General features: G+C 69.8%; 13 protein-coding genes. 8 read left to right on the forward strand and 5 right to left on the reverse strand.

Annotation, left to right across the window (positions count from 1 at the left end; all coding sequences use genetic code 11):
• Window positions 1–34: 34 nt before the first annotated feature.
• Complete coding sequence (locus tag FWJ67_RS01290; protein WP_304174167.1) at window positions 35–1,882, reverse strand: trypsin-like peptidase domain-containing protein; 1,848 nt, start codon at window positions 1,880–1,882, stop codon at window positions 35–37.
• Window positions 1,883–2,219: 337 nt separating this feature from the next.
• Between FWJ67_RS01290 and FWJ67_RS01295 the strand changes: the two genes are divergently transcribed.
• Both FWJ67_RS01295 and lepB read left to right on the forward strand, forming a co-directional pair.
• A complete protein-coding gene (locus FWJ67_RS01295; RefSeq protein ID WP_304174165.1) occupies window positions 2,220–3,236 on the forward strand; it encodes a radical SAM protein in 1,017 nt (338 codons plus the stop codon).
• 116 nt (window positions 3,237–3,352) lie between these two features.
• Entirely contained in the window at window positions 3,353–3,904 is a 552-nt protein-coding gene (gene lepB, locus FWJ67_RS01300) for a signal peptidase I (protein WP_304174163.1), read from the forward strand.
• 91 nt (window positions 3,905–3,995) lie between these two features.
• Here the strand turns inward: lepB and FWJ67_RS01305 are convergent, their stop codons facing one another.
• Window positions 3,996–4,646, reverse strand: a complete 651-nt coding sequence (locus tag FWJ67_RS01305) for a DUF502 domain-containing protein (protein ID WP_414482534.1) — start codon at window positions 4,644–4,646, stop codon at window positions 3,996–3,998.
• Window positions 4,647–4,833: 187 nt separating this feature from the next.
• Between FWJ67_RS01305 and FWJ67_RS01310 the strand changes: the two genes are divergently transcribed.
• Window positions 4,834–5,499 (forward strand): CDP-alcohol phosphatidyltransferase family protein, encoded by a 666-nt coding sequence (locus FWJ67_RS01310; protein ID WP_304174159.1) that lies wholly within the window; start codon window positions 4,834–4,836, stop codon window positions 5,497–5,499.
• A gap of 56 nt (window positions 5,500–5,555) precedes the next feature.
• Here the strand turns inward: FWJ67_RS01310 and FWJ67_RS01315 are convergent, their stop codons facing one another.
• Entirely contained in the window at window positions 5,556–6,785 is a 1,230-nt protein-coding gene (locus FWJ67_RS01315; protein ID WP_414481723.1) for a DEAD/DEAH box helicase, read from the reverse strand.
• Window positions 6,786–7,002: 217 nt separating this feature from the next.
• Between FWJ67_RS01315 and FWJ67_RS01320 the strand changes: the two genes are divergently transcribed.
• From FWJ67_RS01320 to FWJ67_RS01340, 5 genes are all read left to right on the forward strand, one after another.
• On the forward strand, window positions 7,003–7,665 hold the full coding sequence (locus FWJ67_RS01320) for a YdcF family protein (protein WP_414482535.1): 663 nt from the start codon (window positions 7,003–7,005) through the stop codon (window positions 7,663–7,665).
• Window positions 7,666–7,696: 31 nt separating this feature from the next.
• Complete coding sequence (locus FWJ67_RS01325; protein ID WP_304174153.1) at window positions 7,697–8,593, forward strand: histidinol-phosphatase; 897 nt, start codon at window positions 7,697–7,699, stop codon at window positions 8,591–8,593.
• 100 nt (window positions 8,594–8,693) lie between these two features.
• On the forward strand, window positions 8,694–10,136 hold the full coding sequence (locus FWJ67_RS01330) for a DNA-methyltransferase (RefSeq protein ID WP_304174151.1): 1,443 nt from the start codon (window positions 8,694–8,696) through the stop codon (window positions 10,134–10,136).
• Window positions 10,137–10,263: 127 nt separating this feature from the next.
• Window positions 10,264–10,476 (forward strand): hypothetical protein, encoded by a 213-nt coding sequence (locus FWJ67_RS01335; protein WP_304174149.1) that lies wholly within the window; start codon window positions 10,264–10,266, stop codon window positions 10,474–10,476.
• 165 nt (window positions 10,477–10,641) lie between these two features.
• Window positions 10,642–11,856 (forward strand): S1C family serine protease, encoded by a 1,215-nt coding sequence (locus FWJ67_RS01340; protein WP_414482536.1) that lies wholly within the window; start codon window positions 10,642–10,644, stop codon window positions 11,854–11,856.
• Window positions 11,857–11,915: 59 nt separating this feature from the next.
• On the opposite strand, the gene folB is transcribed toward FWJ67_RS01340, so the two are convergent.
• Complete coding sequence (gene folB, locus FWJ67_RS01345) at window positions 11,916–12,281, reverse strand: dihydroneopterin aldolase (protein WP_304174145.1); 366 nt, start codon at window positions 12,279–12,281, stop codon at window positions 11,916–11,918.
• Between the two features lie 34 nt (window positions 12,282–12,315).
• Window positions 12,316–14,265: an ATP-dependent zinc metalloprotease FtsH gene (gene ftsH, locus FWJ67_RS01350; RefSeq protein WP_304174143.1), complete on the reverse strand. Its 1,950-nt coding sequence runs from the start codon at window positions 14,263–14,265 to the stop codon at window positions 12,316–12,318.
• Window positions 14,266–14,504 lie beyond the last annotated feature (239 nt).

A 14,504-nucleotide genomic window follows, 5' to 3' on the forward strand; every position in this document is an offset into this window, starting at 1 on the left:
TAACCTCCCTTTCGGGTCCCGGCAGGGGCGGCCCTCATGGGGCCGCCTCCCCCCGCAGAACCCGCCCCCCACCGGCCTCGATCAGCTCCACCCAAGCTGCGGGCAGAAGCTGGACCGGGCGGGCATAATCCTGCTTCTCGAAGAGCTCGGCGTCGTACCGGACGTCGGAAGGCACGCCAATCAGGACCCCGTCCCGGGCCCGCACCATCAGGCCCCCGGAGTTGCCGGAGTTGATGGTGGCATCGGTCTGGATGAGGACCCGCCGGCCCTGGTGGGTGGTGAAGCCCGAAACAATCCCCCGGGTCAGGGAGAGGGGATTCCGGTCCCCGGCCCGGGCGATGGTGGGGTACCCGATGACCAGGACCTCTTCCCCCAGGGCAACGGGCGCCAGATCAATGGGCACCCAGGGAAAAGCGCCCGGGGGCGGGCACCCGTTAAGATCGGTCTCGATCCGCAGCAGGGCCAGGTCGTACTCCGGGAGCGCCTGCTCCAAGACGGCGTAGTACGCCTGCACCGCCACCCCTTGCTCCACGTCGGCCACCCCCACCACCAGCCGCTCCAAGCTCCCGTCGGCCGCCCGCAGGGGCTCGCCGGCACAGGCAAAGGCCGGCTCGGTGATGGCGCAGTGGGCCACCACGTGGTAATTGGTGAGGATGAGCCCGTCGGGGGAGACCAGGGTCCCTGAGCCCAGGCCCAGGGAGCTGGCAATTTGGACCGCCGCGGCGAGGGCCCTCTGCAAGGGCGAGGCCGTCGGGGGGACCGCTGGCCGCACGGTGGGATGGGGCGGCAGGGGTTCGTCCACCCGGACTTCCAGCCGGTAGGTGGCGGGGGCGTGCTCCCAGTTGACCACCCCGATCCACCACCGGGAGGCTTGGACCGCACCTACCGGAAGAGAGAGGCGCTCGTTCGCCAGAGCGGTCATGGCCCCGTGGGGGAAGGCTTCCAAATCGAAGGGCAAGGCACCTTCGGGGGCGGCCACCAAATCGAGGGGGCCGCTCGCGTCGAAGAGCCCTACCTCCAAGGTCTGGGCTCCAGGCGGGACGTCAACGGCCCAGAACTGGACCAGATCCCCGGCGCCCATCACCCCGTCCGCCCCGCCACCCGGGTCCAGGGTCCCAGCCACCTGCTCTTCGACGGGGCGGGCCACCAGGGCCCGCGGCTCGTCCCCGGAGACGCCCAGAGTGGCCAGGAGGACGAAGGGGCCGCCGGACGAGCTGGAGAGGAGGTTGGCCACGTCGATGTAGTAGGGCCCCGCCCGCAAGGCGGCCCCGTCGATGACCAGCTCTTCCAAGCCAGCCGGGGTCACCGCGGCGTGGTCGGGATCCTCGGTCCAATCCTCCATCTGGTGCCGGAAACGAACGAAGAGGTCCAGATCCACCTTGGCCTGCAGGCTCACCACGAGGGAGTCGGCTTCAGGGGGCACCTCGACCACGTAGGTCCGGTAATGATCAGGGAAGGCACCCACCACCCCCGTGACGGGCTGGCCGGGCACCAAGAAGCCATCGACCCCCAGGCCCGATGTATCCTCGGCTGCTGTCAAGGCGTCCCCCTCCCCATCCAGCGGTGGGGCTGGGTCCGTCGCCCCAAGCTCCCAGAGGAGGGTGTACCGGCCTGTCTCCCCAGCCCAGACGGTGTTCACGGCCACCAGGTAGGTGCCGTCCTCGGGCAGGGTGGCTTCCAGGAGGGCATCTGTTCCGCCGCCCGAGTCATCGTCGCTGACGAGCCAGTCCCCCAAGAGACTGAAGAGCACGAGAAACGCGTCCACATCGGGTGACGACAGCCGGAGCCGGAGCTGTTCGCCCTCCCGGCCCTCCAGCGCGTAGAGGTGGAAGAAGGTCCCGTCGTCCAGGACGGGATCCTCATCGGTCAGCACGCCTTCCACCGGGATCCCACGCTCCAAGGGGGAGAGGCTGGCTGCGATCGGTGCCGGGGGCAGGGCGAGACCAAGGACGAGGACAGCGGCAAGGACGACGAGGCAGCGTCGGGGCCAAACGGGGACAGCGACGGCGAGGGCCTCAAGGACCGCGCTTCGTGTCGGGAACATGATGGATGCCTCCAGTGGTTCGAGCCGTCCCGGTGCTCACGGCCCAGTAGTGGTCTTTCCTCTTTTGTCGTCGGCTTCCCAAAAGGTCAACGCCAGTCCCAACCCCTTGACACCGATCACCCGTTCGTCTATGCTGGCAGCGAATATCTGTTCGTCACCAGGAGGTGAGAGCCCCATGGCTCGACGGCGGGTGGAGTACGTGGAGATCCGGGCGGCCAGCGCCCTCAACCGGGTCCGGGCTCCCGGCCTCCCCTTCCGCTGGTCCCTCAACCCCTACCGAGGCTGCGCCCACGGGTGCACCTACTGCTACGCCCGCCGGACCCACACCTTCCTGGACCTCTCCGCGGGGGATCAGTTCTCCCGGGTCATCCTCGTCAAGACGAACCTCCCCGAAGTGCTGGAACGGGAGCTGGCCCGTCCCTCCTGGGCGCGCGAGACCGTCGCCTTGGGCACCGCCACCGACATCTACCAGCCGGCCGAAGGGCACTACCGGATCACCCGCCGGATCCTGGAGCTCCTGGTCCGGTACCGGACCCCCGCCCACATCGTCACCCGCTCACCCCTCATCCTCCGGGATGCGGACCTGCTCCTGGAACTGCACCGCCGGGCCGGGGTCCAGGTGACCATCAGCCTGACCACCGTCGACCGAGGCCTGGCCCGGGCCATCGAGCCGGGCGCGCCGCCGCCTGCGGCCCGGCTGCGGGCGTTGCGCCGGCTGAACGAGCTGGGCGTCCCCACCGGAATCCTGGTGGCGCCCATCCTTCCCGGCCTCACCGACGGTGTCGCCAGCCTGGCCGCAGTGGTCGGAGCCGCCCACCAGGCAGGCGCCGTCGCGGTGGGCCACCAGGTTCTCCGGCTCTGCCCGGGGGCCCGGGAGGTCTACTTGGAACGGCTGGCCGAGATCCTTCCCGACTTGGCCGACGCCACCCGGAAGCTCTACCGGGAGGGCGATCTGGCCCCCCGCCGGTACCGGATGGTGGTGGCGAGGCGGCTGCGGGGCATCCTTCAGCGGTACCCCTTCCCGGGCCGGCCACCCGCCCCGCGGCCCACACCTCCCGCGGGCAAGGCTGCCTCTCACCCCAGGGTGGGCAGCCTGCCAGGCAGGCCCCTCCCCTTGGCGGCCGCCGAAGGAGACGGGTCCGCACCTCTGGCCGTCCAGACCCTGATGGTCTGGTCTGGCCACACCAATTGAACTCTTTTCTGATTCCGTGCTAGACTGGTGGGTGAACCGTTGACGGCTCCAGGCGTTCCGTCGGATCCAGCCAGGAGTCGACCGGCTCAAAGGAGCAGGGGAAGGGAGTCACGCCCGTGGATCGGGAAGGCCTGTTGGAGTGGATTCGCAGTTTCGTCGTGGCAGGGGCCGTCGCGCTCTTCATCGTCACCTTCATCGCCAGGCCCTATGTGGTCGAGGGACGGTCGATGGAGCCGACCCTGCACGACCGGGACCGGCTCATCGTGGAGAAGCTCTCGTACCGCTTCGGCGAGCCCCAACGGGGGGACATCGTCGTCCTGCAGAGTCCCCTGGAGCCGGGCCGGCGGCTGATCAAGCGGATCATCGGCCTCCCGGGCGAGCAGATCTCCATCGCCATGGGGCGGGTCTGGATCAACGGCAAGCCTCTCGATGAACCGTACACCGACGTGGCCGTCAGCGGGTTCATGGCGCCCCTGCGCATCCCCGAGGGGACCTACTTTGTCATGGGCGATAACCGGCACCCCCTCGGCTCCCAGGACAGTCGTCGCTTCGGCGTTGTCTCCCGGGAGGCCTTGGAAGGGCGGGCCGTCTTCCGGTTCTGGCCCCTGACGGAACTGGGGCTGGTCACCGTCGCCGCCACCCAAGAGGTCGCCACCGCGCGCGAGTAGCCTGTTTTGAGGCTGCGTCGGCTTCCCCGGGCAACGGCGGGAGCGGAGGATGCCCCGGGGGAGGCATGGAGCCCCAACCGGGGGCTGGGCCTCACCCGTCGGCGTCGGGCTGCGGCATGGCCCCCTCCTGGCCCGCCGGCGAGCCGGCTCCGCCTTTGGCGGGCATGATCAGCCCCGCGGAGATGACCGCCTGGAAGGCCTCAGTCACCGGGACCTCCAGGTCGATCAAGTGTTCCCGGGGAGCGAAGAAGAGAAAGCCCGAGGCCGGGTTGGGTGCGGTGGGGACGTAGACCGCCGCCAGAGGCTCTGCCCCGCGGTAGCGGGAGGGGATGGCCTCCTGGGTGACAAAGCCCAGCATGTACAGCCCCGGTGGAAACTCCACCAGAACCGCCCTCCGGAACTGGCCCCGCTGAGGCCGGACCACCGAGTGCATGATCTCCTTGATTGCCCCGTAGACGGTCCTGATCCCGGGGATCCGCTCGACGAACTGCTCAGCCGCCCGGATCACCCGGCGGCCCAGGAAGTTGGTGGCGACAACACCGACGGCCAGGACGAGGGCCAGGCTGGCCACCACCCCGCCTCCCGGCACAGGACGGCCCACCACCGCGGCCACCACCCCCGCCATCAACGCATCCAGCCGGCTGAAGACAAACCAGACCAGGTACGCCGTCAAGACAACGGGGACCACCACGGCCAGCCCCGCCAGAAAGATGGTCCGCAGCCACCGGGCCGCAGCCTGCATGGCCATCGCCTCCTCGTTGAGAAGCCTGCTTCTTCACCTCGTCGGGAGCCTGTTTTTGCTTTTTGGGTCTGATCCGAGTACGATGGGGGTGAGGGGCCCAGCTGTCCTCATGGACCGAGCCGTTCCGGGGCCTCCGCACCGCCTGGTAGCGTGAAAGGTCCGCTTTCGTGAGAGAGGGGGCACTCCCATGAGCACCCACAGCCCAACCCAACTCAGGCCGGGGGACCGCACCCTTCGGGAGCAGGCCTTCCGCGACCGGGCTTTGGGCGCCCTGATTGACCGCTTCCCGGAGGGCGTCACGCCCAACCACCTGACCCGGCTCCGCATGGGTCTGGTGGTGCTGGCCATCGTGCTCTACGTGCGCCGCATGGCCCTCATCTGGCAGGTGGTCCTCCTGCTCCTGGCGGCCCTCACCGACCTGCTCGACGGGCCCCTGGCCCGCCGGCGGGGGCTCCATTCGGACGAGGGCGCCCGCCTGGACCAGCGGGCCGACTCCCTCCTGACCGCCTGGCTGCTCCTCCTCTGTCTCCTGGAGACCCACATCCCCGAGATGCTCCTGGGGAGCCTGGCCGTGGGCCACGCGGCCGTCTGGATTTCGGACCCGTCCCGGCGGGCCCTGCTGGCGGGTCGCTCGGAAGGACGGGAGGAGGCGCCCCGGCCAACCCTGGCCGCCCGGCTTCAACTGGCCCTGGTGGTGGCGGGCCTCTGGCTCCTGCTCCTCCACGCGGTCTTCGGGTGGAGGACCCGGCGCCTGGGCCTCTGGCTCCTGGCCGGTGGGCTGGGAGCGACGGGCGCCCGGCTCGTCCAGAACCTGCGTGCCGCGCCCGCTCAGAAGGAGGCCCGGGCCGCCTAGGCCCGGCCCCCCGGACGACCCTCCGGTGCCCCTGGCCCGGGGCCAGGCCGCGCCTCTTAGCGCCGCCTCCGCCGGCGGGGCCTCGGCGGGGGGCTGGGCTGGTCCTCATCCTCCGGCCAGCGCTCCAACTTCCGCCCAACCCGCTTCTCGATGGCCTTCAGCAGGCCGTGTTCCTTCGGTCCGATGAAGGTCAGGGCGGAGCCGCTCCTTCCGGCCCGGCCCGTCCGCCCAATGCGGTGGATGTACTCGTCGGGGTTGGCCGGACAGTCGAAGTTGATCACATGGGTCACCCGCCGGACATCGATCCCCCGGGAGGCCACGTCGGTGGCGACCAAGACCCGGACCGCTCCCCGGCGGAACCGCTTCATCACCGCGGTCCGGCGCGCCTGGGTCAGGTCGCTGTGAATGGCTTCCGCCTCAATGCCCCGCTCCCGCAGCCGCCGGGTCAAGCGGTCCACCCGCTGTTTCGTCCGGCAGAAGATCAAGGCCTGCTCCACCGCCTCATCCTTCAGGAGGCGGCAGACCAGATCCAGTTTCGCCTCGCCGCGGGCCGTGCTGTACGCCTGGGCGATGTCGGGGATGGTCTCCTCCGTGTCGGCCACCCGGATGGAGACGGGCTTGTCCAAGAACTGGCTGGCCAGGCGGCGGACCCGCTCGGGCAGAGTGGCCGAAAAGAGAAGCTTCTGCGTCCCCGGAGGGAGCCAGGAGAGGATCCTCTCCACATCGTCGATGAAGCCCATGCTCAGCATCTCGTCGGCCTCATCCAGGACCACCACGTGCACCTGGTCCAGCTCTATGGTCCCCTGCCAGACATGGTCAATGAGCCGCCCTGGCGTGCTCACCACCAAATCGACCCCAGCCCGCAGGGCCGCGGTCTGGAGGCTCATGTCGTAGCCGCCGTAGACCGCGAGCAGTTTCAGGTCGGTGAACTGGGCCAGCGCCTGGATCGACTGGGTGACTTGGATGGCCAGCTCCCGGGTCGGGACGATGACCAGGGCCTGGACCGCTCCCCGGTGACGGAGGCGCTGGACCAGCGGAATGCCGTAGGCCGCGGTCTTGCCGCTCCCCGTGTGGGCCTGGCCGATGAGGTCGCGCCCTTGCAGGATGGGGGCCAGACTACGGGCCTGAATGGGTGTGGGCTCCTCGAAACCCAGGACCTTCAAGGCCCGCAGCACAGGCGGAGCAAGGTTGAAGGCGGCGAAGCCCTGGCGGGCAGGCTCGGCCAAGGGGCCGGCAGCTTGCGATGCAGGCTGGGGCGTGGTGGGGGTGGCGGCCGGTGCGGGCACCGGGCGTCGCCGCCGCCGGCGGCCCGAGGTCCCGCCCCGTGAGCCGCGGGTTGGGCGATGGGTTGTGGTGTGAATAGGCTGAAACCTCCTTACCCAGGAGAACTTCGTTCTGTTGGTCTCCAGGAGTTTACGGTAACACAGGATGCCCAGCCTGTGAAGCCTTGCCCCAGGAGACGGCGTGCGGGGAACGAATAGGAGCCCCCGAGGAGGGATCGCGGTGGACCCGACGGGCCGAGCGGGAGGCGCGCGTCCAGCCCCCACCCCCGATGGCGGCAGGTCCAGGCCCCGGCGCCTGGCCCGCGCTCTGCTCCTGGCCCTGGCCGCGGCCCTGATCCTCCTGGGGGTGCTGGCCGAGCCCCTGTTGGTGGGCGTGGGCCACTGGCTGGCCCGCCCCGATCCCCTGCCTGCCTCCGCCGATGCCCTCGTGGTCCTCTCGGGTGATCCCTACGGCCTGCGGGAGGCAGAGGCCGCCCGGCTCTGGCACCAGGGCCTCGCGCCGCTGGTGGTGGTGACGGGGGGACCCATCGCCTGGCAGACGGTGGCCGCCGAGGTCATGGCCCGTCACCTGGAGGCCCTGGGCGTGCCTGGCGAGGCCATCCTGGTGGAGGGGCGGGCCACCAGCACCTGGGAGAACGCGGCCTACACCCTGCCCCTGATGGAGGCCCAGGGCGCCCGGCAGGTGGTGGTGGTCACCTCCAACTACCACGTGCGGCGGGCCCGCCTGGCCTTCCGGCGCCTCTACGAGCCGGCTGGGCTTCAGGTGGCGGTCCACGGGGCCCCCGATCCAGGCTTCCACCCCGATGGATGGTGGCAGGAACCCTTGGGCCGGGAGTATGGCCTCTTAGAACTGATGAAGCTCCTCTGGTACCTGGTCACCTAGGGAGGGAAGGGCCATACCTGCCGATTATCACATGCACCTGGCGGCCGACGAGCAGTACGAGAACCTGCCCTACACCGTCGACCGGATTGCCGTCTACGTGGAGGCGGCTCGGGCCGCAGGGGTGGACGAGATCGGGATCACCGAGCACGCCCACCGCTTCGTCCAGTTCCGCCCTGTCATGCGCTCCCTCTTCGAGGAGCGGCCCCACCAGCACCCCCTGGTGGTCCGCTGGCTCACCTCCGACTTCCGCCAGGACCTGGAGGCGTACGCCTCCGTTGTCCTGGAGGCCCGGCGGCAGGGACTCCCCGTCCGCTTGGGCATCGAGGTGGACTACCTGCCCGGCTGCGAAGAAGCCCTGGACCGGGCGCTGGAAGGGATCCCCTGGGATTACGTGCTGGGATCGGTCCACTTTGTGGACGGCCAGGCGATCGATGTCCGGCCGGAGATCACCTGGCCTGAGGCCGACGTGGACCGGCTCTGGGAGCGGTACTTCCACCACCTGGCCCAAGCGGCCCAAAGCGGGCTGTTCTCCTGCCTCGCCCACCCCGACCTGCCCAAGAAGTACGGCTTCCGGCCCGCCGCCTTCCCCTGGGAGGCCTTCCAGCAGGTCTTGGACGGGGCGGCGGCGACGGGCACAGGCTTTGAGATCAACACGGCCGGGCTGCGGAAGCCGGTGGGGGAGCTCTACCCCGCCCTGGACCTCCTGCGGGCCGCGGTGACCCGGGGCCTCCCCATCCAGCTGGGCTCCGACGCCCACCGCCCCGAGGAGGTGGGGGCCGGCTTCGACCAGGCCTTGGCCTGGGCCCGGGAGGCCGGAGTTCCCGCTTTGACCCGCTGGGACCGCGGTCGGGCTACCTTGGAACCGTTGCCGGGCGGGAACGGGGGCTGCCCACCCCCGCCGGCGGACGACCCATCCAGCCCGGCCTGAGGCAGGCGGGCCGCGGCCGGTTGGAGGCCCGTCGCCAGGCGGAGGCCTCCCCGGAGAGGATTTGTCCCGCCAGCAGGTAACCTCTTGGTGGTGGCCTCCCATGCGCCTGACGGACCGCGGCTTGATCCGAGGCGACAACTTGCCGGTGCTCCGGGCGTTGCCCGACGGCGCCTTCGACCTGATCTACCTGGACCCTCCCTTCAACACCAACCGCCGGTACGGCCTGGCGCGGGGCCGGCCGGTGACTGGAGGCGGCCGCGCCCCCGGCGAGGTGGCCCTCGCCTTCGACGATGCCTGGCCCTGGACCGAGGCGACGGAGCTCCTCTACCACCAGGCCCTGGAGGAGCTGCCCCCGGCGCCCCGGGAGCTCCTCCGCACCCTGCGACAGGTCCTCGGTCCCGGCCACCTCCTGGCTTACCTGACCATGATGGTCCCCCGGCTGGTGGAGATCCACCGGGTGCTCGCCCCCACCGGCTCCCTCTACGTCCACTGTGATCCCCAGGCGAGCCACTACCTGAAGGTCTTCCTCGACGCCATCTTCGGACCCCGGCGCTTCCGGCGGGAGATCGTCTGGCGGAGCGGGTGGGTCAGCGGCTTCAAGAGCCGCACCCGCAACTGGGTCCGCAACCATGACATCCTCCTCTACTACACCCGGAGCCGGCAGTACGTTTTCAACAAGGAAGCGGCCTACCGGCCCCATCCCCCGGGCTACCGGCGCCGGGGCGGCGGGGCCAACCCTTCGGGGGTGGCCCTGGACGACGTCTGGACCGACATCTACTCCCCGTGGATCATGAGCTTCAGCCGGGAGAAGCTGGGGTACCCCACCCAGAAACCCGTGGCCCTTCTGGAGCGGATCCTCCGGGTCTCCACCCGGCCGGGAATGCGAGTCCTCGACCCCTTCGCCGGCGGCGGGAGCACCCTGGTGGCCGCGGAGACTCTGGGCCGGCGGTGGCTGGGCATTGACACGAGCCACTTGAGCACCGCCATGGTCCGGTACCGGATGCTCTGGCGCTTCGGCCTGGACCGGAGCCGGTTCCCCGTCAGGGGCGAGCCGGGCGACCTCAGGGCGGCCAAGGACCTGGCCCAAGAAGATCCGGTCCAGTTCGGCTGGTGGGCCCTCTCCCTGCTCCATGCCCGGCCTTTGGGCGCTCGTCGCTTGGGAGCGGGCCGGGCGGCGGTCCGGGTGGAGGGGGCCTTACCCTTCCGAGACCAGATCTTGGACGACGAAGCCCCACCCCTTCTCCCCGCGGAGGGGACGCCCGCGCCAGGAAAGGACTGGACCCTGGTGGTCGTCCAGCCCGTGGTGCGTCCCTCCGACCTCCCGGCCCTGGCCCGCCGGGCCGAAGGGCTGGGCGCCCGGCGGGTTCTGGCGACAGGCTTGGAGCTTCCCGCCAGCACCAGTGACTCCTGGGGGACCGTCGCCGGCCAGGGGCAGTTCCAGTGGCCACCGGACGAGACGGGGGTCCACCTCATCCCCCTGGAAACCCTGCTCCGCCGGGACCTCACCCCCGCCCTGATCCAACGCCCGCTCCGGCCCTTGTAGAGAAAACCGCCTTCGAGGAGCGCCTCGGCCCCCTTCCTTCTCGGCCGTCCGGAGGCATACTTTTCCAGCCACCGGACCATACTCCCTGAGGGAGATCCCTACGCCCAACACGCGAGGAGGGAGTCCGATGGCTGGATCGCGAGCTCTTGGGCCCGGGAGGCGGTCAGGCGCCTTCCCCGGCGCGCCCCCATCCCCGGAGGACGGCCTCTCCCTGGAGGTGCTTCAACAGGCCCTCCGCACCCTGCAGACGGCCTCCCAGCTCAGCCCCGCCGCCCGGCAGCGGGGCGTCCAGGCCCTGGAGCGGGCCTGCGCCCGCCTCCGCGCCCGCGCCAAGGTTTGACCCCCTCCCCGGCCCCTTGGATGGCGGCCCAACCGCACCGGAACGAGGCCCGTCCGGGGCGGCTTTGAAGGGGCGGAAAGGCCCGCGTTATAATGAAGCCGGCACCTTAACCCTTGGAAGGAGACCAGGCTCCCGCGGGACGCCTGGCTAGAGGAGTGGATGACCTTGCAACGCGGTCGACGGTTGGTGGCATACCTCGTCGGTGGCCTCGCGTTGGTGCTTGCCGGCGTGCTGCTCGGCGCGGTGCTCAGCCATCCGGGCACCCTTCAAGCCCAGCCCTCAGCGCCTGGGACGCAGCGGGTAAGCGAACCGGCGTCCATCGCCTTCCCCGGCGGGAGCCCGTCAGCCATCGCCGATGTGGCCGAGCGCCTCAGCCCGGCGGTCGTCTACATCGAGGTGCGGATGCCCCGGGCCACCCAGCGGCCGTCCTACCCCGATCCGTTCTGGTGGCCCTTCTTCGGCCCCCAGTTCCCGCCCCGCAGCGGTGAGACGGTCCAGGCGGGCACCGGCTTCATCATCGACCAGGAGGGCCACATCCTCACCAACCAGCACGTGGTGGGCAGCCTCAACGCCGGGCAGAGCATCCGGGTCTACCTGCAGACGCCGGAGTTCACCGACTGGGTGGATGCAGAGCTGATCGGCGCCGACTACCAGCTGGACCTGGCCGTCCTCAAGATTGAGAAGCCCCGGGAGCTCAAGGAGCTGCCTGTGGCCCCGCTGGGTGATTCGGACACGATGCGCCCTGGCGACTGGGTGATCGCCATCGGCAATCCCTTCGGAGCCCAGCTGGGTCTGGAGCACACGGTGACCGTCGGGGTGGTGAGCGCGCAGGGCCGCCAGATCTCGGTCTGGGACGAGTCCCGCCGGTCGCCCCGCACCTACCGGGACCTGATGCAGACCGACGCGGCCATCAATCGGGGGAACAGCGGCGGTCCCTTGATCAACATCTACGGTGAAGTCATCGGGATCAACACCGCCGTCAACACCCAGGGGCAAGGGATCGGCTTCGCCATCCCCATCAACACCGCCAAGGAGGTCCTCCAGGACCTGATCGAGCGGGGGATGACCCCTGGCGGGCCCTGGATCGGCATCACCTACCAGGACGTGACCCCTGAGATCGCGCGCATCCTGGGGCTGGACCATGACGAGGGGATCCTGGTGGCTGAGGTCCTGGCGGGCCAGCCGGCCGAGAAGGCGGGTCTTCAGGCGTACGACGTGATCGTGGAACTGAACCGGAAGCCTGTCCCCGACGGCGAGACCTTCCAGAAGATGGTCCAGGAACTGAAGCCCGGCGACACGGCGGTTTTGAAGGTGATCCGGAACGGCCGGGCGGTGGTCCTCACCGTCACCGTGGGCGAGCGGCCCCCCGAGTTCCGCTGAAGCTCCCGGGGCGCGGCGCACGCGTTCAGGGCCGGGGCACCCCCGGCCCTGTTTCTTGGTTACCCCTCCACCTCCACCTGCACCCCGTCCAGCATCCCGCCCAGGGGCGCCTGGGGCTTCCGAACCCGGACCCGAATGCGCCCCCGCTGGACCGGCAGCGCCTCGAGGGTGCGCTCCACCTGGCGGCGGATCCGCTCGGCCAGGTGCTCCAGCAAGTGGACCGGCTCCCCCTCCACCACCTCTTGGACCGCCCGGAAAAGGAGCCGGTAGTCCACCGTCTCCTCCAGGCGGTCGCTCTCCCGGGCCCGGGAGAGGTCCAGCTCCACCTCCAGGTCCACCTCGAAGGGCTGGCCTTGCTCCCGCTCGTGGGGTAAGAGGCCGTGGTGGCCCCAGAAGCGCATCCCCTGCAGCAGGATCCGGTCCATGGCCGCCTGTCCAACCGCCCTCCCTAGGACATCCCTACTCGAGGCCAATGGCCGGCTTGGGCCGCTGCTTGCCCAGCCCCTCGGGGGCCGGCCGGTTCTCGGCCCGCGGCTCGGGGGCCTCGGCCGTGGCCGCGGCCACGGCCTCGGAAGCCGCCTCGGACTCGGGCTGGGCCGGCTCCTCCTCGGGCACCTGGCCCGTCTCCATGAGCTGATGGAAGAGCTTCTCGTCGACGGTCTCCCGATCCTTGAGGACTTCCACCAGCACCTGGACCCGGTCCCAGTGCTCCTTGAGGATGGTCCGGGCCCGATCGTACGCCTCGTCCACCAGGCGCCGGACCTCCCGGTCGATGGCCGCCGCCACCTCTTCCGAGTAGTTCCGCTCCCGGGCCAGATCCCGGCCCAGGAAGATCTCCCCCTGCCGGTTGCCGAAGGTGAGGGGGCCCAACTCGTCGCTCATGCCCCACTCCATCACCATCCGGCGGGCCAGGTTGGTGGTCTTCTCCAGGTCGTCCTGGGCCCCGGTGCTGATCTCGTTGAAGGCCAGCTCCTCCGCCGCCCGGCCCCCCAGCATGTGGGCCAGGCGGTCAAAGAGCTCCGAGCGGGTGGCCACGTACCGCTCCTCCGCCGGCAGGGTCATGGTGTAGCCGCCCGCCATGCCCCGGCCGATGATGGTCACCTTGTGGACGGGATCCCCGTGGGGGAGGTAGTGGGCCACCACCGCGTGGCCCGCCTCGTGGTAGGCGAAAACCTCCTTGTCCCGCTCGGTGAGAATCCGGTTCTTCTTCTCGGGCCCGAGGAGGATCCGGTCGATGGCCTCCTCACAGTCGGCCATGGTGATCCGCTTCGCACCCCGGCGGGCCGCGAGGATGGCCGCCTCGTTCATCAGGTTCTCCAGGTCTGCCCCGGAGAAGCCGGGCGTCCGGCGGGCCAGGACCTCGAGGGAGACGTCGTCCGCCAGGGGCTTGTTCCGGGAGTGGATCTTGAGGATCTCGATCCGGCCCCGCAGGTCCGCCCGGTCGACGACGATCTTCCGGTCGAAGCGGCCTGGCCGGAGCAGGGCTGGGTCGAGCACGTCCGGCCGGTTGGTGGCCGCCATGACGATGATCCCCTGGTTGGGTTCGAAGCCGTCCATCTCCACCAAGAGCTGGTTGAGGGTCTGCTCCCGCTCGTCATGGCCGCCGCCCAGCCCGGCGCCCCGGTGGCGGCCCACCGCGTCCAGCTCGTCGATGAAGATGATGCAGGGGGCGTTCTTCTTCGCGGTGTCGAAGAGGTCCCGCACCCGGGAGGCCCCCACGCCCACGAACATCTCGACGAAGTCCGACCCCGAGATGCTGAAGAAGGGCACCCCCGCCTCCCCGGCCACCGCCCGGCCCAGAAGGGTCTTCCCCGTCCCCGGCGGGCCGACGAGAAGGACGCCCTTGGGGATCTTCGCCCCCAACTCCACAAACTTCTTGGGGTGCTTGAGGAACTCGACAATCTCCTGGAGCTCCACCTTGGCTTCGTCCAGGCCCGCCACGTCATCGAAGCGGACCTTGCTCTTTTCCTCGGTGTAGAGCTTGGCCCGGGCTTTGCCGAAGGACATGGCCCGATTGTTCCCGCCCTGCATCTGATTCAAGATGAAGATCCAAAGGCCCACGAAGATGACCAGGGTCAGGATGTTGGGCAGGATGGAGATCCACCAGGGAGCTGGGGGTTCGGGCGCCGCCGACACCCGGACCCCTTTGGCGATCAGGTCATCAGCCAGGTTGGTGAGGTTGGGCGGAATGTAGGTGGTGAACTCGGTGCCGTCCACCATCCGGCCTTGGACTTCCTGCTCGCCCACGATGGTCACCTGGGCGACCCGACCCGCGTTGACGGCGCGGATGAACTCGGTGTAATCCAGGCTGCGGGCACTTTCCGTGGGCGTGTAGAAGGTACTCACGATCATGACCGCGAGGATCGCGATCAGGAGATAGAGGCTCAGGCCCCTGAGGAAACGGTTCAAAGCGTGCCCTCCCCTCACCTACGAAGAAAAGGGGCGGGCCAGTGACGCTTCATCGTTCGGCCTGGTCCGCCCGCTGACCACGAAAAGCATGCGCTTGCCCCGTACGTCCGGCATGAGAGACGGCGAGCCGGCGGAATCTGCCTGTCCCAGCCGGCCGGTCCATTCGTCAGTATTATACCATAGTGGTTCCTACCCAACAACGAACCTTCCCCGCGCGGCGCCGTCAGGCTCAGCCGGAC

Origin of the sequence: Limnochorda sp., assembly GCF_047459355.1 — a bacterium.
Lineage (GTDB): Bacteria > Bacillota > Limnochordia > Limnochordales > Limnochordaceae > Limnochorda.

Bases quoted from the DNA above. Each gene is read 5' to 3' on its own strand.
- FWJ67_RS01310 (WP_304174159.1), top strand. From the start codon at position 4,834: ATGAGCACCCACAGCCCAACCCAACTCAGGCCGGGGGACCGCACCCTT.
- FWJ67_RS01295 (WP_304174165.1), top strand. From the start codon at position 2,220: ATGGCTCGACGGCGGGTGGAGTACGTGGAGATCCGGGCGGCCAGCGCC.
- FWJ67_RS01325 (WP_304174153.1), top strand. From the start codon at position 7,697: ATGCACCTGGCGGCCGACGAGCAGTACGAGAACCTGCCCTACACCGTC.
- FWJ67_RS01305 (WP_414482534.1), bottom strand. From the start codon at position 4,646: ATGCAGGCTGCGGCCCGGTGGCTGCGGACCATCTTTCTGGCGGGGCTG.
- FWJ67_RS01335 (WP_304174149.1), top strand. From the start codon at position 10,264: ATGGCTGGATCGCGAGCTCTTGGGCCCGGGAGGCGGTCAGGCGCCTTC.
- folB (WP_304174145.1), bottom strand. From the start codon at position 12,281: ATGGACCGGATCCTGCTGCAGGGGATGCGCTTCTGGGGCCACCACGGC.
- FWJ67_RS01330 (WP_304174151.1), top strand. From the start codon at position 8,694: ATGCGCCTGACGGACCGCGGCTTGATCCGAGGCGACAACTTGCCGGTG.